Raw genomic sequence first — 18,601 nt, forward strand, 5'->3', positions numbered from 1 at the left:
CACCCCTCATCGCAAGGAGTACCCCATGTTCCACATCAGTGGTGGCCGCCGGGCCGCCCTCGGCGTCACGAGCGCCGCGCTGCTGGCCCTCTCGCTGGCCGGCTGCGGCGAGAAGGAGAACACCGAGCAGCCCGGCGCCGGCCCCAGCGTCACCGCCGCCGCCGACTCGGCGCTGGCCGGGAAGGTGCCCGACGCCATCAAGGCCGACGGCGTGATCAAGGTCGGCACCGACTCGACGTACGCCCCGGCGGAGTTCCTCGACGCCGACGGCAAGACGGTCGTCGGCTTCGACATCGAGCTGTTCAACGCGGTCGCGCAGAAGCTCGGCCTGAAGGCCGAGTACGAGTCGGCGCCGTTCGACGCGATCCTGCCCGGCGTCGACTCCGGCAAGTACGAGGTCGGTGTCTCCTCGTTCACCATCAACGCCGAGCGGATGAAGACCGTCAACATGGTCAGCTACTACTCGGCCGGCACCCAGTGGGCGACCAAGGCCGGCAACCCGGCCAAGGTCGACACCGAGAACGCCTGCGGCAAGAAGATCGCCGTGCAGGTCGGCACCGTGCAGCTCGACGACATCACCGCCCGGTCGAAGAAGTGCACCGACGCCGGCAAGCCGGCGATCACCATCGACCAGTACCAGGCGCAGAGCGACGCCACCGCCGCCGTGGTCAGCGGCAAGGACGACGCCATGCTGGCCGACTCCCCGGTCGGCGCGTACGCGGTGAAGCAGAGCAACGGCCAGCTGGAGCTGCTCGGCGACATCTACGAGTCGGCCCCGTACGGCTACGCGGTGAAGAAGGACCAGGCCGCGTTCGCCGAGGTGCTGAAGGAGGCCGTCGCGGCGGTCATCGCCGACGGCTCGTACGAGGGCGCGCTGAAGAAGTGGGGCGTCGAGGGCGGCGCCATCACGACCCCGGCACTGAACCCGACCAGCTGACCATGTCGGTCGAGTCAGACACATCCGAACGGGCACGGCCGGAACCCATCCAGGCCGTGCCCGTGCGGCATCCCGGGCGGTGGGTCGCCGTCGCCGTGATCGGGGTGCTGGTGGCCATGTTCGTTCACCTGCTGGTGACGAACAAGGCGTTCAACTGGTCGTTCATGGTCGACGAGATGTTCCGCCCGCCGATCATGGAGGGCGTACGCGGAAGCATCGCGCTGCTGCTGACCGCCATGTTGATCGGCATCGGGCTGGGCGTCGTCATCGCCATCATGCGGCTGTCGGAGAACCCGGTCCTGCGCGGCGTCGCCTGGGCGTACACCTGGTTCTTCCGGGCGGTGCCCCGGCTGGTGCTGGCGATCCTCTTCGGCAACCTGGGCATCCTCTGGGCGCGCATCGAGTTCGGGCTGCCCTTCGACCGGCAGATCGGCGCCCTGTTCGGGGTCGACGACTTCGAGGCGCGGCTGTTCGGCTTCTCGGCGGTGGACATCCTCACCGGCTTCGTGGCCGGCATGCTGGCGCTGGGCCTGTCGGAGGCCGCCTACATGGCGGAGATCGTCCGGGCCGGCATCCAGTCGGTCGACGAGGGGCAGACCGAGGCCGCACAGGCGCTCGGTCTGAAGCGTGGGCAGATCCTGCGCCGCATCGTGCTGCCGCAGGCCATGCGGGTGATCGTCCCGCCGACCGGCAACGAGACCATCGCGATGCTCAAGGACACCTCGCTGGTCGCCTTCGTGCCGGTATCGATGGAGCTGTTCTTCCAGCTCAGGGCCGTCGGCAGCCGCACCTTCCAGGTCTTCCCGATGCTGGTCGCGGCGACCATCTGGTACCTGCTGCTGACCAGCGTGCTGCTGGTCGGGCAGTACTACCTGGAGCGGCACTTCTCCAAGGGCGTCGGGCGCAGCGTACGGGCGAAGACCAAGCTGCGGGGGATCGCCGCAGAGAGCGGCGGAACGACCGGGAAGGTGGACGGCGCATGACCGAGCTGACAGTGCCGGCCCAGGCCGGCGCGCCCGCGACGGAGTCCGGGCCGATGGTCCGGGCCGAGCAGGTACACAAGTCGTTCGGGCCGATCGAGGTGCTCAAGGGCATCGACCTGGAGGTCCGCAGCGGCGAGGTGTGCTGCCTGCTGGGTCCCTCGGGCTCCGGCAAGTCGACGTTCCTGCGCTGCATCAACCACCTGGAGAAGATCAACGCCGGTCGGATCTGGGTGGACGGCGACCTGATCGGCTACCGCGAGCGCGGCGGGAAGCTGCACGAGATGCGGGAGTCCGACGTCGCCGCCCAGCGCCGGGCGATCGGCATGGTGTTCCAGCGGTTCAACCTCTTCCCGCACATGACCGCCCTGCAGAACGTCGCCGAGGCGCCGGTACTGGTGGGCCGGGAGAAGAAGGCCGCCGCCCGGGACCGGGCCGCCGCCCTGCTGGAGCGGGTGGGGCTGGGCGACAAGCTCGGCAACTACCCGAGCCAGCTCTCCGGCGGGCAGCAGCAGCGGGTGGCGATCGCCCGGGCGCTGGCCATGCAGCCGAAGCTGATGCTCTTCGACGAGCCGACCAGCGCGCTCGACCCGGAGCTGGTCGGCGAGGTGCTCGACGTGATGAAGGACCTGGCCCGCGACGGCATGACGATGATCGTGGTCACCCACGAGATCGGCTTCGCCCGCGAGGTCGGCGACTCGCTGGTCTTCATGGACGACGGCGTCGTGGTCGAGTCCGGCGCGCCCCGCGAGGTGATCGCCAACCCCCGGCACGACCGGACGAAGGCGTTCCTGGCGAAGGTGCTCTGAGACGGTACGCCGGCGAGGCCCGACCCCCGGGCCGCGCCGGCGTCCGTGCCGGTGACGTCCGTCGCGGTCGCGCCCGTGCCGGTGTCCCGGAGTGTCGGAGCGGACGACTAGAGTCGCTGCCGTGACAGCTACGACGCCGCGCCTGCTCCTCGTCGACGGACACTCCATGGCATATCGGGCCTTCTTCGCCCTGCCGGTGGAAAACTTCTCCACCACGACGGGGCAGCCGACCAACGCGGTCTACGGCTTCACGTCCATGCTGATCAACGTGCTGCGCGACGAGCGGCCCACCCACATCGTGGTCACCTTCGACGTCTCCCGCCGTTCCTTCCGTACGGAGAAATACGCGGAGTACAAGGCCGGCCGCAGCGAGACCCCGACCGACTTCAAGGGCCAGGTCAGCCTGGTCAAGGAGGTCCTCGCGGCGCTGCGCATCCCGGTGGTGGAGAAGGAGGGCTTCGAGGCCGACGACCTCATCGCCACCCTCGCCTGCCAGGCCCGCGACCAGGGCATGTCGGTGCTGATCAGCAGCGGCGACCGGGACGCGTTCCAGCTCGTCGACGACCAGATCACCGTGCTCTACCCGCGTAAGGGCGTCTCCGACCTGGCCCGGATGGACCCGGCGGCGATCGAGGCGAAGTACGGCGTCGCCCCGGACCGCTACCGCGACCTGGCCGCCCTGGTCGGCGAGACCAGCGACAACCTGCCCGGCGTCCCGGGCGTCGGCCCGAAGACCGCCGCGAAGTGGATCAATTTGTACGGCGGAGTCGACGGGGTCATCGCGCGGGCCGACGAGATCAAGGGCAAGGCCGGTGACAGCCTGCGCGAACGGCTCGCCGACGTGATCCGCAACTACGAGATCAACTGTCTCGTCTCCGACCTGGAGCTGCCGCTGCGCCCCGAGGACGCGCGTTGGGAGGGATGGGACCGCGAGGCGGTCCACCAGGTCTTCGACACCCTTGAGTTCCGCATCCTGCGCGACCGGCTCTACCAGTACCTGGAGGCGGTGGAGCCGGAGGCCGAGTCCGGCTTCGACCTGACCGGCGAGGTGCTCACCACCCCCGGGGCGCTCGCCGGGTGGCTGGAGACGCACGCGTCGGCCGGCACCCCGGTGGGCGTGGCGGCGAAACTCGACACCGGCCCCAACCGGCGGCACACCGCCTCGGTGACCGGGATGGCGCTGGCCACCGCCGGCGGCGCGGCGGCCTGGTTCGACCCCGCCACGTTGGAGCCGGCCGACGAGACGGCCCTGGCGACCTGGCTGGCCGACGCCGGGCGGCCCAAGGTGCTGCACGACAGCAAGCCGGCGGTGCTGGCGTTCGGCGCGCACGGCTGGAGCCTGGAGGGCATCCTCCGCGACACCCAGATCGCCGCCTACCTGGCCCGCCCCGACCAGCGGTCCTACGACCTGACCGACCTGGCCCTGCGCTACCTGCACCGCGAGCTGCGGGTCGACGCGCCGGAGACCGGCCAGCTCACCCTCGACGGGCTCGGCGACGACGGCGAGGTGGAGCAGAACCTCATGCTCCAGGCCCGGGCCACCCTCGACCTGGCCGACGCGATCGACGCCGAGCTGTCCCGCGACGGCGAGCAGTCGGCGCGGCTGATGGCCGGGGTGGAGCTGCCGCTGATGCGGGTGCTCGCCGGGATGGAAAACACCGGCATCGCCGCCGACACGCACTACCTCTCCGAGCTGGAGGCGCACTTCGCCGCCGAGGTGAAGGCCGCCGCCCAGGGGGCGTACGCGGCGGTCGGCCGGGAGTTCAACCTCGGCTCGCCGAAGCAGTTGCAGGAGATCCTCTTCGGCGAGCTGGGCCTGCCCAAGACCAAGAAGATCAAGACCGGCTACACCACCGACGCCGACGCCCTCCAGTGGCTGCACGCACAGAACCCGCACCCGGTGCTGGCCCACCTGCTGCGCCACCGGGACGTGGCCAAGCTCAAGACGACCGTCGACGGCCTGCTCAAGTCGGTCTCCGACGACGGCCGGATCCACACCACGTTCAACCAGACGGTGGCGGCCACCGGCCGGCTCTCCTCGACCGAGCCCAACCTGCAGAACATCCCGATCCGCACCGAGGAGGGGCGCCGGATCCGCCGCGCCTTCGTGGTGGGGGAGGGCTACGAGTGCCTGCTCACCGCCGACTACAGCCAGATCGAAATGCGGATCATGGCGCACCTGTCGTCGGACGACGCGCTCATCGAGGCGTTCAACTCCGGCGCCGACTTCCACGCCGTCACCGCCTCGTCGGTCTTCGGGGTGCCGGTCGGCGAGGTCACCGCCGACCAGCGGCGCAAGATCAAGGCAATGAACTACGGCCTGGCGTACGGGCTGAGCGCGTTCGGCCTCTCCCAGCAGCTCGGGATCACCGCCGAGGAGGCGCGTGGGCTGATGGAGGACTACTTCGCCGGGTTCGGCGGGGTACGCGACTACCTCCAGGAGGTCGTCGACCGGGCCCGGCGCGACGGCTACACCTCGACCATCCTGGGCCGTCGGCGTTACCTGCCCGACCTGGTCAGCGACAACCGGCAGCGCCGGGAGATGGCCGAACGGATGGCGCTCAACGCCCCCATCCAGGGCTCGGCGGCCGACATCATCAAGGTCGCCATGCTGCACGTCGACACCGCGCTGCGCGAGGCGGGCCTGCGCTCGCGGATGCTGCTCCAGGTGCACGACGAGCTGGTCTTCGAGGTCGCCCCGGGAGAGCGGGAGACGCTGGAGGCGCTGGTGCGGCGGGAGATGGGCGGGGCACACCCGCTGTCGGTGCCGCTGGAGGTCTCGGTCGGCGAGGGGCGGGACTGGAACAGCGCCGACCACTGAGTCTTCTTCGTGGGTGGGGTTCCGGGGCAGCCCGACCCGCTCCGGGCGGTCAGGCTTGATCCCTGCGCGGGTCGGGCTGCCCCGGAACCCCGTCGTGGGCATGGTCGTCGGCGCTGTTGCGGGGAGAGTGGGTCAGAGGGCTGGTCGGATCGGCGGGGCCGTCGGGTGACTGCGGCTCCCCGTCACTGCTCGCCGGGTTCGGTTACTTGAGGGGGTCGTGGCCCCAGTTCATCAGGGACCAGCGCCACTTCGTGTCGCGTACGTCGCCGGAGGGGCGCTGGGCCAGGTGCCGGCGGACGTAGCCGACGACCTTGCGCATGTGCCGGTAGTCGCCCTCGGAGAGTTCACCGCGTTTACGTCGCAGCAGGTTGATGATCTTCCGGCCGGAGTCGTGTCCGACGGACTCGCCGCCGCCGGAACGTCCACCCTTGTGCCAGCCGACCCGCTTCGACTCGTCGGTCTCCAGCCACGTCGACAGCTCGGCGGGCTTCATGTTCACCGCCCCGGTGAACTCCCGGTAGGTGTCCCGGCCCTCGTCAGCCCCGCTCATGGCGCAGCGCCTCCGGTCGGTGCGCGACGTCCCGGCCCGAGTCGTCGTTTCGGATCCGGTACTGCGGGTCGCCCGGGGACGCGTTCACGGTGTGCCCGCGTACGTGCGTCCGTTCGGTGATCTTCTCCTTGACCACGCCGTACGCCCGGCCGCTGTGGCTGGCCCAGGAGACGTGGTCACCCCTGCGGAAGTCGCTCTGCTCGGCCATGCGACGCGGGTACCCGTCGTCGATGCCCCGAAACGACGGGCGGCCCTGGCGGAGCGTTCAGGCGGGCTTCTCGGCGACGAAGATGGCGGTGCCGGGGAAGAGGCGGCCGCGCAGCGGGCTCCACTGCCCCCAGATCCCCTCGTGCCCCTCGGGCCACTCCGGCTCCACCAGGTCGGCCAGCCGGAACCCGGCGCCCACCAGCTCCCGGACCCGGTCGCCGAGCGTGCGGTGCTGCTCGACGTAGGTGGCCTCGCCGGCCTCGTCCTGCTCGACGTAGGGGGAGCGGTCGAAGTACGAGTGCACGGCGGTCAGCCCGCCCTCGCCGGGATCGTCGAGGAAGATCCACCGCATCGGGTGGGTCACCGAGAACACCCACCGGCCGCCGGGGCGCAGCACCCGGAACACCTCGCGCATGACCGCCGCCGAGTCGGCCACGAAGGGGACCGCCCCGAACGCCGTGCAGGCCGTGTCGAACGCGGCGTCGGCGAAGGGCAGCGCCAGCGCGTCGGCCTGCACCAGCGGCACGCGTACGCCGGTGCGGTCGGCTGCCAGCGCGGCGTGCCGCAGCATCCCGGCGGAGAGGTCCAGGGCGACCGGCCGGGCGCCCCGGGTGGCCAGCCACCGCGCGGCGGCGGCGGCACCGCAGCCGAGCTCCAGCACCCGCCGCCCGGCCAGTTCGCCCAGCAGCCGTACGTCGGCCTCCCGCACGCCCTCCGGACACCAGACGAAGTCCAGGTCGCCGAGGAAGCGACCGTGTTCGGCCTGGTAGTCGTCGGCGTCGGTGTCCCACCAGCGGCGGTTGGCCCGGCGGGCCTCGGCGTTGCCGACCCGGCGCCGGGTCACCCGGCTGTCGTCATCCACCCGCTCACGCTAGGCCCATGTCGCGCGCGCGGCCGGCTGGCCCCCGGAGTGCGCAGGTGCGGTGTCCGGCGCTACCGTTCACGATGGTGCCCGTGTGACGGAGGCGACACCTGCGACGTCTTCCTGCCGATATCTCCGCTTTAGCAGCTGACGGGGCGGCGAGAGGACGGGAGGGCTTGCACGCTGTGGTAATGCAGCGGGTAGGCTAGACGATGCGCTCGCGGATCGTGTGCCTCGGCAGGGAGCAGGTGCGCGGTCTCCGGGACCACTGGCGGAGCCACATCCATGATCTTCTCACGCGATGATCTCTCAGTGTGCCCGGCGACGGATCCGCTGGCGCGAACAGGTCACCGCGACACTCAGCCTGCTGTGACACACCATCCGACCGGAGCAACCGCCCACATGACGAGCAGCATCGAGGCCCCCTCGAGCGCCACCCGGGTCACCCACGACGATCTCGGTTCCGAGGAGGCTTTCCTCGCCGCGATCGACGAGACCATCAAGTACTTCAACGACGGCGACATTGTCGAAGGCACCGTCGTCAAGGTCGATCGGGACGAGGTCCTGCTCGACATCGGCTACAAGACCGAGGGTGTCATCCCCTCTCGTGAGTTGTCGATCAAGCACGACGTGGACCCGGCCGAGGTCGTTTCGGTTGGAGACCACATCGAGGCCCTGGTCCTCCAGAAGGAGGACAAGGAGGGTCGTCTGATCCTCTCCAAGAAGCGGGCGCAGTACGAGCGGGCCTGGGGCACCATCGAGAAGATCAAGGACGAGGACGGTGTCGTCCGCGGCTCGGTCATCGAGGTGGTCAAGGGTGGTCTCATCCTCGACATCGGGCTGCGGGGCTTCCTGCCCGCCTCCCTGGTCGAGATGCGTCGGGTGCGCGACCTGCAGCCGTACGTCGGCCGCGAGCTCGAAGCCAAGATCATCGAGCTGGACAAGAACCGCAACAACGTGGTCCTGTCCCGCCGGGCCTGGCTGGAGCAGACGCAGTCCGAGGTGCGCACCGAGTTCCTCAACAAGCTGCAGAAGGGCCAGGTCCGCAAGGGCGTCGTGTCCTCGATCGTCAACTTCGGCGCGTTCGTCGACCTGGGCGGCGTGGACGGCCTGGTGCACGTCTCCGAGCTGTCCTGGAAGCACATCGACCACCCGTCCGAGGTCGTCGAGGTGGGCCAGGAGGTCGAGGTCGAGGTCCTGGACGTCGACCTGGACCGCGAGCGGGTCTCGCTGTCGCTGAAGGCGACCCAGGAGGACCCGTGGCGTCAGTTCGCCCGCACCCACGCGATCCAGCAGATCGTGCCGGGTAAGGTCACCAAGCTGGTGCCGTTCGGCGCCTTCGTCCGGGTGGACGACGGCATCGAGGGCCTGGTCCACATCTCCGAGCTGGCCGAGCGCCACGTGGAGATTCCGGAGCAGGTCGTCCAGGTCGGCTCCGAGGTCATGGTCAAGGTCATCGACATCGACCTGGAGCGTCGCCGGATCTCGCTGTCGCTCAAGCAGGCCAACGAGGGCTTCGTCGAGGGCGAGGAGCACTTCGACCCGACCCTCTACGGCATGGCCGCGACGTACGACACCGAGGGCAACTACATCTACCCGGACGGCTTCGACCCGGAGACGGGCGAGTGGCTCGAGGGGTACGACAAGCAGCGCGAGACCTGGGAGAACCAGTACGCCGAGGCTCGTACCCGCTGGGAGGCCCACACCAAGCAGGTGCAGACCTCCCGGGCTGCCGACGCCGAGGCCGCTGCCAACCCGGCTCCGCCGGTCACCGGCGGTGGCACCACCACCTCGACGAGCGCGGCCCCGAGCCGCCAGGCCGAGGAGCCGGCCGGCACCCTGGCCACCGACGAGGCGCTCGCCGCTCTGCGGGAGAAGCTCGCCGGCGGCAAGTGACCCGCTGAACGACGACGGCCCCGTCCCCGCGATCGAGAGATCGCCGGGGGCGGGGCTCCGTCGTCTCGGCTCGCGTCGGTCGTTTCAGCTACGCGCTCGACGCGGCGGCGATGGTGACCGGTTGCCTCAGGATGGTGCGTTGCTTCCCGGGTGTGACCCTGCGGGAGTCGCTGAGGTAGATCTCGTGGTGTCTGCCGACCATCCGCAACCCGTTGCCCGGCACGAACTCGTGGTGCAGGTACGCCAGCACCTCGGCCTCGTCGTCGAAGGACCCGACGTGCAGCGTCTGCACGCACCGCCCCTCGGACAGTGTCCCCAGGCGGGTGTCGTCGAGACGCGCCGGGCGATTCCTGGCTCCGGCCTGCTCCACGGCGGCGGTGAACATGTCCTGGTCGATCCAGTCCGGAACCATGATCATCATGGTCCAGGACCACCGTGACTTGTCGCGTTGCACGGTGAAGGAGTCCATGTCCTCGGCCCACCACAGGCCCTCCAGGGGCGGGACGACGTAGTCACGTCCGAGGTCTCGTCTGCTGGCGAACTTCAGTTTGTAGGCCACCGGGTAGAGGGCTTCGACGGCGTCGGTGAACGCCGGTGAGGTGTTCGGGTCGCCGTGGCCGTCGATCATGAGGTACTGCATGTCGCGTACGTCCACGATCCGGAACTGGCCCCGCTTGGCCTGGTAGGCGTCGAGGGTCTTCTTGAAGTCAGTCTTGTCCGTCATCGGGCACCTGGGCTCGGGTGGCGAGCCACTGCCTTTCCGCCTCAAGGAGGCTCAGCGAGTACGAGAACACCTCACGCGCCGGTCGTGGGAGGAGGGCTTGCGCCTGTTGCGCCACCTGGACCGCCTCGATGCGGGCTTCGACCCGTGTCAAGCGGGTGCGTAGCGCCTGTGCGTACTCCCGATCGGAGAGCAGGGGCAGGTTGGCGATCCCGACGAGAAGCGGGTGCGGGACCGGCCGTGGTTGCTCGATGAGAGCCAGCGCGGTGCGCGCCGCAACCTCCCGGCCCTCGGCGGTGGCGTGGTGCACACGGCGGGACTTCGGGGCGGCGGGAGCCTCGGGAACGTGGACCAGGCCACGCTTCTCCAGCTTGGCGAGCAGGTAGTAGATCGAGGAGAACCCGACATCGGACCACTGCCGGATGCCGCGTTGCTCGATCACCTGCTCCAGGTCGTAGCCGTGCCGGGCGCGTTCGATGACCAAGCCCAGCACGGTCAGCTCAGCGGAAGTCAGCTCCACGTTCCTATTCTATTACTAGAATAGGAACGCTGGCAGGCTCCGTAGTGTCCCTTCAAGGGATTGGCAGGGGCCCGGCCTGCCCCGCCCCGGCGATCTTGCACTTTCTGCCTCGGCAAAGGGGACATTGCTCGCGATTCGCGGGCGCAAAGTGCAAGATCGCGGGGGCTGTGCGGCTGGGGGCTGATGAGCGGCCCCGGTGCTGGCGGTGCGGTGGTGATCCGGTTGACTGGTGCCCGTGCTGAAGGTGGGACTGACCGGGGGAATCGGGTCCGGCAAGAGTGCCGTGGCGAGTCGACTGGCCGGGTGCGGTGCGTTGGTGATCGACTCCGACCGGGTGGCCCGGGAGGTGGTCGCGCCGGGCACGCAGGGGCTGGCCGAGATCGTCGCGGCCTTCTCCGACCGGGTCCTCGACGCCGACGGTGCCCTCGACCGGGCGGCGCTGGGCGCGCTGGTCTTCGCCGACGAGACGGCGCGCCGCCGGTTGGAGGCGATCACCCACCCGCGGGTACGGGCCCGGAGCGCCGAGCTGGCCGCCGCGGCGGCACCCGACGCGATCGTGGTCAACGACGTGCCGCTGCTGGTGGAGGTGGGGCTCGCGCCCACGTACCACCTGGTGGTCGTGGTGCAGACGGAGGTCGCCACCCGGCTGGCGCGGCTGGCCCGTGACCGGGGGATGGACCGGGCGGAGGCCGAGCGGCGGATCGCCGCGCAGGCCGACGACACCCAGCGCCGGGCCACGGCGGACGTGCTGCTGACCAACGACGGCAGCCTCGCCGACCTGCACGCGGCGGTCGACGTCCTGTGGCGCGAACGGCTGCGGCCCTACGAGGCGAACCTGCGCGAGCGGCGGCCGGCGCGGTCGGACCACGTCGTGCTGGCGGAGGCCGACCCGACCTGGCCGCAGCAGTACGCGCGGCTGGCGGCCCGGATCCGGCACGCGGTCGCCCCCGCTGACCTGCGCATCGACCACATCGGCTCGACCGCGGTCCCCGGGCTCGCCGCCAAGGACGTGATCGACATCCAGCTCACCGTACCCACCCTCGCCGACGCGGACGGCCCGCTGGCCGAACGCCTCGCGGCGGCGGGGTTCCCGCGCCTGCCCGGCGAGTGGTGGGACAACCCCCGCCCGCCCGGCAGCGGCCGGTGGGAGAAGCGGCTGCACGGCAGCGCCGACCCGGGCCGACCCGTGCACCTGCACGTCCGCCCGGCGGACTCGCCCGGCCGGCGGTATGCGCTGCTGATCCGCGACCACCTGCGCGCCGACCCGGACCAGCGGGCGGCCTACCTGATGCTGAAGCGGGAACTGGCGGCCTCCGCCCCGGACAGCGCCACCTGGAGCACCGCGAAGGACCCGTGGTTCGACGAGGAGCACCTGCGCGCCGAGCAGTGGGCGGCGCAGACGAACTGGCGTCCCTGACCGGTCAGCGACCCCCGGCCGGACGACCGGGCACCGGGGCGAGCCGGGGCACCGTGGCGGGCGTCAGGTCGAGCTGGGCCCAGGCACCGGTGCGGGTACGCAGCTCCAGCCGGCTCAGCGTGCCGGACCGGTCGATCCAGTAGCGCAGCGGTCCTCCGGAGCCGGGCAGCTCGACGACGTCGACAGCCTTCCCGGCGACGCTGTCGCCACGTACCCGCAGGGCGGCGTCCCGTCCGCCGGGCGACCTGGCGGCCCGCAGCGCCGCGTCGAGCAGCAGGCCCAACTCCCCGGCGCGTCGCGGGTCGGCGAGCCAGCCCTGGGCGGGCGGCGGCAGCGGCGGCCGGCCGGGTGACTCCACGGTGCCCGGGACCGTCGTGGCCGGTACCTCCGCCCGGGTCACGCCGGCGCTGTCGACGCGCAGCAGCGTCCGGCGGTCCGGCACGCCGAGGTCGGCGACGGCCACGTACGCGGCCCGACCGCTCCAGCTCACCCAGCCGGATCCGCGCAGGTTCGTGGCGGCGACGGGTGCGGTCAGGGTCACGGCGGCGCCGCCCCGGGCGCGAAGCCGGGCGGGCAGCCGGTCCAGCCGGTCCCGCTCGGCGGCGGTCAGGGCGCGGGGCTGACCGGGACGGCCGCCGAGGGCGTCGACCGGCCGAAGCGTGGGCCGGTCGGCCCGGTTCAGTTGTACGGTCACCGGTCCGACGCCGGCCAGCCCGGTCTCCAGCCGGTGCAGCCGGGCGTCGTGGTCGAGCCAGTAGCGCGGGTGTCCGCCCGGCGGGGTGGGCGGCACGGACGCGCCGGGGGCGGGCGGCGGTGCCTGGAGGATGTCGACCGGGACCGCGCCGACCATGGCGCCGCCGACCCGGCGGGCGGCATCGGCCGGTGGCTCCGGGCGGTCCGCGGCGAGGCGGAAGAGCAGGTCGAGCACGGCGGCCAGCCCCTGCCCCGCGGGCGGGTCGTGCCGCAGCCAGCGGTCCGCCGGCGGCACCAGCGGGGGCGGCGCGGGGGTGGGCACCGCCGTCGGGTCGGGGCGCAGCAGGGCCACCGTCGGGGTGGCCTGGAGCAGCCCGCGCTCGGCGCCCGCGCCGGGCCCGCCGACGTCGAGGTAGACCAGCGGCCGGGACCAGTCGACCCAGCCGACCAGTTCGGTACGCGTCGCGCCGGTACCCGCCGTCACACGCACCCCGGCGCGCAGGTCGCGGTAGTTGGTGACCCGCATCGCGGCCAGTCGCTCGCGTTCGTCGCCGGTCAGCGCCCTGGGTTGCGCCGGCCGGTCGGGCGCCCAGCTCAGCAGGCCCGCCACCAGCGCGGCGGCGGAGAGCACCGCCGCGGCCGCGAGCACCAGCAGGACGGTGCGTCGCCGGCCGGTCACCACCCGGGGGATGCCCCCGGTGTGGGCGTCGTCGGGCGGCGGGCGGTCCTGCGGCGGGTGCGTCGGGCCGGGACGGGCGGCGGAGGTCTCCACGGGAGGTTGAACGGGATTCACCCCCGCGGGGTGACGAGCAAGGGGCGCTCGCGGCGGCCGGTCAGCGCATCGCGCGCGACCACATCGGGTGCGCACGCCGGGAATGCCGGGTGCTGCGACCTTCTGCGCCGGGGGCGGCCGGCCGTGACGGCCTGGCCACCTGCCCGGGCGGCCGCCGCGAGCGGCCTACTCGCAGAGGGTAGTCCGGTGAGATGCGCCACACAATGCGAATATTGAAGCCGATCACGGACCGGACGTAGTCGTCTCGTGGTGTCGGACCCCCGGCGTACCGTTGGGTCATGGCGCTCGACATTCCTCGGCTCGACGGTCGTTTCCAGGTCGTCAGCGATTTCCAGCCGGCCGGCGACCAGCCGGCGGCCATCGACGACCTGGAGCGTCGGGTCCGACGCGGCGACCGCAACACGGTGCTGCTCGGCGCGACCGGCACCGGCAAGAGCGCCACCACCGCGTGGCTGATCGAGCGGGTGCAACGCCCGACGCTGGTGCTGGCGCCCAACAAGACGCTCTGCGCGCAGCTGGCCAAGGAGTTCAGTGAGCTGCTGCCGCACAACGCGGTCGAATACTTCGTCTCCTACTACGACTACTACCAGCCCGAGGCCTACATCCCGCAGACCGACACCTACATCGAGAAGGACTCCTCGATCAACGAGGAGGTGGAGCGGCTGCGGCACTCGGCCACCATGTCGCTGCTCACCCGCCGCGACGTGATCGTGGTGGCCACCGTCTCGGCGATCTACGGCCTGGGCACCCCGGAGGAATACCTCGACCGCGCCGTGCGGGTCGCGGTCGGGCAGGAGCTCGACCGCGACCAGCTGCTGCGCCGGCTGGTCGACATCCAGTACACGCGCAACGACATGGCCTTCAACCGGGGCACCTTCCGGGTCCGTGGCGACACGCTGGAGATCATCCCGGCCTACGAGGAGCTCGCCGTCCGGATCGAGCTCTTCGGTGACGAGGTGGAGAAGCTCTACTACCTCAACCCGCTCACCGGCGACGTGGTCAGGGAGGTCGACGGGCTGGTGATCTTCCCGGCCACCCATTACGCGGCCGGCCCGGAGCGGATGGAACGGGCGATCCGCGACATCGAGGTGGAGCTGGCCGAGCGGCTGGCCGAGCTGGAGCGGCAGGGCAAGCTGCTGGAGGCGCAGCGGCTGCGGATGCGCACCACCTACGACATCGAGATGATGCGCCAGGTCGGGTTCTGCTCCGGCATCGAGAACTACTCGATGCACATGGACGGGCGGCTGCCGGGCAGCCCGCCGCACTGCCTGCTCGACTACTTCCCCGACGACTTCCTCACCGTCGTCGACGAGTCGCACGTGACCATCCCGCAGATCGGCGGCATGTACGAGGGCGACGCGTCGCGCAAGCGGATGCTGATCGACCACGGCTTCCGGTTGCCCAGCGCCGCCGACAACCGGCCGCTGCGCTTCGACGAGTTCCTGGAGCGGGTCGGCCAGCTGGTCTTCCTCTCCGCCACGCCCGGCCCGTGGGAGCTGGAGCAGGCCCAGGGCGAGTTCGTCGAGCAGGTGATCCGGCCCACCGGCCTGATCGACCCGGAGGTCGTCATCAAGCCCACCAAGGGCCAGATCGACGACCTGATGCACGAGATCAAGCTACGCACCGAGCGCGACGAGCGGGTACTGGTCACCACGCTGACCAAGAAGATGGCCGAGGACCTGTCCGACTACCTCCTGGAGAACGGCATCCGGGTGCGCTACCTGCACTCCGAGGTCGACACGCTGCGCCGGGTGGAGCTGCTGCGGGAGCTGCGCAAGGGCGACTACGACGTGCTGGTCGGCATCAACCTGCTCCGGGAGGGTCTCGACCTGCCGGAGGTGTCGCTGGTCGCCATCCTCGACGCCGACAAGGAGGGCTTCCTGCGTAGCGGCCGGTCGCTGATCCAGACCATCGGCCGGGCGGCCCGGAACGTCTCCGGCCAGGTGCACATGTACGCCGACAAGATCACTCCCTCGATGGCCCAGGCGATCGAGGAGACGGACCGGCGGCGGGCCAAGCAGATCGCGCACAACGAGGCGCACGGCATCAGCCCCGAGCCGCTGCGCAAGAAGATCCACGACATTCTCGACGACATCTACCGCGAGGCGGAGGACACCGAGAACAGTCGGGTCGGCGGCGCGGCGCGGCAGCTCTCCCGGGGGAAGGCACCGGTCAAGGAGACCCGCAGCCGTAGTCGGGCTGGCGGCGCCGGGCCCGCGCGGGAGGGGATGGCCCAGGCCGAGCTGGCCCAGCTCATCCAGGAGCTCAACGACCAGATGCTGGCCGCGGCCCGGGAGCTTCAGTTCGAGCTGGCGGCCCGGATCCGCGACGAGGTCTCCGACCTCAAGAAGGAGTTGCGCGGCATGGAGGCCGCGGGCGTGAAGTGACGGCGGGGCAGGACGGTGGCGCCCGGGCGACGGGAACTGGTCAGCGTGACCGGGGGCGCTCAAGGTCAGTGATTGCGTTAAGCGAGCAGGCTATTGCGCTCAGTGATCGCCCTGCGTAGTCTGCCTCGATGGGGAGGCTGGGGATGCCGTTGCCAACGAGTCCGGTCATTCGTCGCGCCCGGCTGGGCGCCGAGCTGCGCCAGCTGCGACGGCGGGAGGCACTGACCCTGGAGCAGGTCTGTGACCGGCTGGGTTGGGCCTCCACATCGAAGCTGTCCCGCATCGAGCTGGGGCAGAGCCGGCCGGACCTGGCCGACGTGCTCGACCTGCTCGACGTCTACGAGGTGCCGCCGCCGCAACGCGACGCACTCATCGTCATCGCCCGTGACGCCGCCACCAGCCGGGGCTGGTGGAAGTCGTTGGGGGAGATGGGCGAGCGGCAGCGCACCTATGCCGAGTTGGAGGCGGGGGCGGCGAGCATCGTCGACTGGCAGCCCGCCGTCGTGCCGGGGTTGCTCCAGACCCCGGCGTACGCCCGGCTGCGGATCGCCGCCGGCCGGCTGTTCGACCCGGCCCTCGACGTGGACGCCGACGTGCGCGCCCGGGCGCTGCGGCACGAGGTGCTGCGGCGGGTCGACCCGCCCCGCTACACGGCGGTGCTCGCCGAGCCGGCCTGCGAGGCCGGCGCCGACATCTCGCCGAAGGTGTGGCGGGAGCAGTTGCGGCACCTGGTCGACCTGGCCGGCCTGCCGCACGTGACGATCCGGATGCTGCCCAGGGGAGTCACCGCGCGGGGCGGGGCGCAGCCGCTCACGCCATACTCCTGCTACTCGTTTCCGGATCCGGCCGACCCGCGCACGGTGATGCTGGAAGCGCTGACCACCGACGTGCGTCTGGTGACGGCGGCCGACGTCGACCGCTACGAGCAGCTCACGGGCTGGCTGCTGGACGCGGCCCTCGGCCCGGACGAGACGGTCGCGGTGCTGGACCGGCTCGCCGCCGACTGACCCGGGTCACAGGTGGCGGCGGAAACCGCCCGCCGGGCCGATCACGGCTGGGCGGTCGACCGGCGCTGCGGCCCAGTGCGATCCGCACGGTCTTCACCGCCGCCCCGTCACCCGGCTCCGCCGGGCCCGGGCGCGCGCACGGTGACCGGAGGGCAGCGGACATCGCCGCGCGGCAACCGGGCCCGGCGCCCCCGAGCCCGTCGGGACCGGCGGCCGACGCGTGCACGGCGCACCATAGAGCAGGCGTACGACAGACTCAGGCCGGCACGTCCACGAAGTGCTCGACCAGTGGCGGGTTGGCGAAGTGCGGGCCGATCAGCGCCCGCCACCGCGCGAAGCGTTCGGTGCCCCGGAAGTTGTCGTTGTGCGCCTCGACGGAGTCCCACTCGACCAGCAGCACGAACCGGCTCGGGGACTCGACGCCCCGGGTCATCCGTACCGACCGGCAGCCGGGCGTCCCGGCGAGCACCGGATGCCCCTCGGCGTACGCGGCGGCGAACTCGTCCTCGTGGCCCGGCAGTACGTCGATGAGCGCGACCTCAAGCACCATGCCGGAAGCCTTTCACGCCGCCGCGCGGGCCGGATACCGCGGGCCCCACCTGGAACACCTAGCCTCCTAGGAAGCTAACCGGTGGTGTGCCCCGTCACGGCACACGTCGATAGACGTTCGCGAGTGGGGAAGGACACCGGCCGCCCGGGCTGCGGGCGCTCGCCGCGATGGGCAACAATGACGGTCGAGGAGGGGAGTATTCCCTCGCGACGGAGTCGTCAGCACGGTCGATCAGCCATCCTGGACGCTCGACCCGGCCCGTCGGTCACCGCCCTCGGGCGGTGGTGGAAGAGACCTCCGACAGTCACCACAGTCAGCGTCGCGGCACACCGCGCCCGCCAAGGGCGTACGGTGTGCCCGTCGTTGCGTGTCTGCCGGAGGAAAAGAGCCTTGGACGTGTCCGGACTGGTCTGGGCGGGAACGCTCGTCGCCCTGACGGGGATCCTGCTCGTGGATCTGCTGATCGTCGGTCGGCGACCGCACGAGCCCAGCGTGCGCGAGTCGAGCCTCTGGGTCGGTTTCTACGTGGCCCTGGCCCTTCTCTTCGGTGCCGGCCTCTGGCTGGCCTCCGGAGCCAGCGTGGCCGGGCAGTTCTACACCGGCTGGCTGACGGAGTACAGCCTCTCGGTCGACAACCTGTTCGTCTTCGTGATCATCATGGCCCGGTTCGGGGTGCCCCGGCAGTACCAGCAGAAGGTGCTGCTCATCGGCATCGTGCTGGCGCTGGTCATGCGGGGCGGTTTCATCGCCGCCGGCGCGGCGCTGATCTCCCAGTTCTCCTGGGTGTTCTACATCTTCGGCGCGTTCCTGATCTACACCGCGATCAACCTCGCCCGGCAGGGTGAGCCGGACGAGGACGAGTTCTCCGAGAACATGTTGATCCGGTGGAGCCGCAAGGCACTGCCGATCTCCCGGGACTACGACGGCGCCAGGATGACCACCCACACGGAGACCGGCAAGCGGATCTTCACCCCGATGCTGATCGTCATGATCGCCATCGGCACCACCGATCTGATCTTCGCGCTCGACTCGATTCCGGCGATCTTCGGCATCACCCAGGAGCCGTACCTGGTCTTCACCGCCAACGTCTTCGCGCTGATGGGCCTGCGGCAGCTCTACTTCCTGCTCGGCGGCCTGCTGAACCGTCTGATCTACCTCAGCTACGGCCTGGCCGTGGTGCTCGGCTTCATCGGCGTCAAGCTGGTGCTGGAGGCCCTCGCCGACAACCGCCTGTCGTTCGTCAACGGCGGCGAGCACGTCTCCTGGGCCCCGCACATCCCGATCTGGCTCTCGCTGACGATCATCCTCGGCACTCTCGCGGTGGCCACCGTGGCCAGCCTGGTCAAGTCCTCCCGGGACCGGCGGCGGGTGCTGACCGACGCCCGCCACTGAGGCGTACGCGACACGACGAGGGGGCGCTCCCGGACCGGGAGCGCCCCCTCGTGTCGTGT

General features: G+C 71.1%; 15 protein-coding genes and 1 pseudogene. 9 read left to right on the plus strand and 7 right to left on the minus strand.

Features of this window, described 5'->3' with window-relative positions:
• Positions 1-25 precede the first annotated feature (25 nt).
• The 4 genes from GA0070608_RS18935 (at position 26) to polA (ending at position 5,547) form a co-directional block, all read left to right on the plus strand.
• A complete protein-coding gene (locus GA0070608_RS18935) occupies positions 26-937 on the plus strand; it encodes an ABC transporter substrate-binding protein (protein WP_091629899.1) in 912 nt (303 codons plus the stop codon).
• A gap of 2 nt (positions 938-939) precedes the next feature.
• Entirely contained in the window at positions 940-1,920 is a 981-nt protein-coding gene (locus tag GA0070608_RS18940; protein WP_091629901.1) for an amino acid ABC transporter permease, read from the plus strand.
• Positions 1,917-2,726 carry an amino acid ABC transporter ATP-binding protein gene (locus tag GA0070608_RS18945; protein WP_091629903.1) on the plus strand — a complete coding sequence of 270 codons (810 nt, stop codon included), beginning with the start codon at positions 1,917-1,919 and terminating at the stop codon, positions 2,724-2,726. Before GA0070608_RS18940 ends, GA0070608_RS18945 begins: the two co-directional genes overlap by 4 nt.
• A gap of 121 nt (positions 2,727-2,847) precedes the next feature.
• Positions 2,848-5,547, plus strand: a complete 2,700-nt coding sequence (gene polA, locus GA0070608_RS18950; RefSeq protein ID WP_091629906.1) for a DNA polymerase I — start codon at positions 2,848-2,850, stop codon at positions 5,545-5,547.
• A 205-nt stretch (positions 5,548-5,752) separates the two neighbouring features.
• On the opposite strand, the pseudogene GA0070608_RS18955 reads toward polA, so the two are convergent.
• From GA0070608_RS18955 to GA0070608_RS18965, 3 genes and pseudogenes are all read right to left on the minus strand, one after another.
• Positions 5,753-6,097 (minus strand): annotated as a pseudogene (locus tag GA0070608_RS18955) (DUF3140 domain-containing protein); the annotation flags it as partial.
• The gene (locus GA0070608_RS18960) at positions 6,084-6,305 is read right to left on the minus strand and encodes a hypervirulence associated TUDOR domain-containing protein (protein ID WP_091629910.1); all 222 of its coding nucleotides are present in this window, start codon (positions 6,303-6,305) and stop codon (positions 6,084-6,086) included. The gene GA0070608_RS18960 and the pseudogene GA0070608_RS18955, both read right to left, overlap by 14 nt.
• A 57-nt stretch (positions 6,306-6,362) precedes the next feature.
• Entirely contained in the window at positions 6,363-7,166 is an 804-nt protein-coding gene (locus GA0070608_RS18965) for a class I SAM-dependent methyltransferase (protein ID WP_091629913.1), read from the minus strand.
• 402 nt (positions 7,167-7,568) lie between these two features.
• Here GA0070608_RS18965 and rpsA point away from each other — a divergent pair, with 402 nt between their 5' ends.
• Positions 7,569-9,062 carry a 30S ribosomal protein S1 gene (gene rpsA, locus GA0070608_RS18970; RefSeq protein ID WP_091629915.1) on the plus strand — a complete coding sequence of 498 codons (1,494 nt, stop codon included), beginning with the start codon at positions 7,569-7,571 and terminating at the stop codon, positions 9,060-9,062.
• A gap of 88 nt (positions 9,063-9,150) precedes the next feature.
• Here rpsA and GA0070608_RS18975 read toward each other — a convergent pair whose 3' ends face one another.
• Together GA0070608_RS18975 and GA0070608_RS18980 are read right to left on the minus strand one after the other, a co-directional pair.
• On the minus strand, positions 9,151-9,786 hold the full coding sequence (locus GA0070608_RS18975; RefSeq protein ID WP_091629919.1) for a GyrI-like domain-containing protein: 636 nt from the start codon (positions 9,784-9,786) through the stop codon (positions 9,151-9,153).
• Positions 9,770-10,303 carry a PadR family transcriptional regulator gene (locus tag GA0070608_RS18980; protein ID WP_091629922.1) on the minus strand — a complete coding sequence of 178 codons (534 nt, stop codon included), beginning with the start codon at positions 10,301-10,303 and terminating at the stop codon, positions 9,770-9,772. The genes GA0070608_RS18975 and GA0070608_RS18980 overlap by 17 nt, the downstream gene beginning before the upstream one ends.
• A gap of 235 nt (positions 10,304-10,538) precedes the next feature.
• Here GA0070608_RS18980 and coaE point away from each other — a divergent pair, with 235 nt between their 5' ends.
• A complete protein-coding gene (gene coaE, locus GA0070608_RS18985) occupies positions 10,539-11,720 on the plus strand; it encodes a dephospho-CoA kinase (RefSeq protein ID WP_091635490.1) in 1,182 nt (393 codons plus the stop codon).
• 4 nt (positions 11,721-11,724) lie between these two features.
• Here coaE and GA0070608_RS18990 read toward each other — a convergent pair whose 3' ends face one another.
• Positions 11,725-13,185, minus strand: a complete 1,461-nt coding sequence (locus GA0070608_RS18990) for a hypothetical protein (RefSeq protein WP_245715835.1) — start codon at positions 13,183-13,185, stop codon at positions 11,725-11,727.
• A 299-nt stretch (positions 13,186-13,484) separates the two neighbouring features.
• On the opposite strand from GA0070608_RS18990, the gene uvrB reads away from it, so the two are divergent.
• Together uvrB and GA0070608_RS19000 are read left to right on the plus strand one after the other, a co-directional pair.
• Positions 13,485-15,593, plus strand: coding sequence for an excinuclease ABC subunit UvrB (gene uvrB, locus GA0070608_RS18995; RefSeq protein ID WP_091629924.1), 2,109 nt, complete (start codon positions 13,485-13,487; stop codon positions 15,591-15,593).
• A gap of 143 nt (positions 15,594-15,736) precedes the next feature.
• A complete protein-coding gene (locus GA0070608_RS19000) occupies positions 15,737-16,600 on the plus strand; it encodes a helix-turn-helix domain-containing protein (RefSeq protein ID WP_091629926.1) in 864 nt (287 codons plus the stop codon).
• 256 nt (positions 16,601-16,856) lie between these two features.
• Here the strand turns inward: GA0070608_RS19000 and GA0070608_RS19005 are convergent, their stop codons facing one another.
• Positions 16,857-17,150 carry an antibiotic biosynthesis monooxygenase family protein gene (locus GA0070608_RS19005; RefSeq protein WP_091629929.1) on the minus strand — a complete coding sequence of 98 codons (294 nt, stop codon included), beginning with the start codon at positions 17,148-17,150 and terminating at the stop codon, positions 16,857-16,859.
• 390 nt (positions 17,151-17,540) lie between these two features.
• Between GA0070608_RS19005 and GA0070608_RS19010 the strand changes: the two genes are divergently transcribed.
• Positions 17,541-18,542, plus strand: a complete 1,002-nt coding sequence (locus GA0070608_RS19010; protein ID WP_091629931.1) for a TerC family protein — start codon at positions 17,541-17,543, stop codon at positions 18,540-18,542.
• Positions 18,543-18,601: the final 59 nt, after the last annotated feature.

The sequence above is a fragment of the Micromonospora peucetia genome (assembly GCF_900091625.1).
GTDB lineage: Bacteria > Actinomycetota > Actinomycetes > Mycobacteriales > Micromonosporaceae > Micromonospora > Micromonospora peucetia.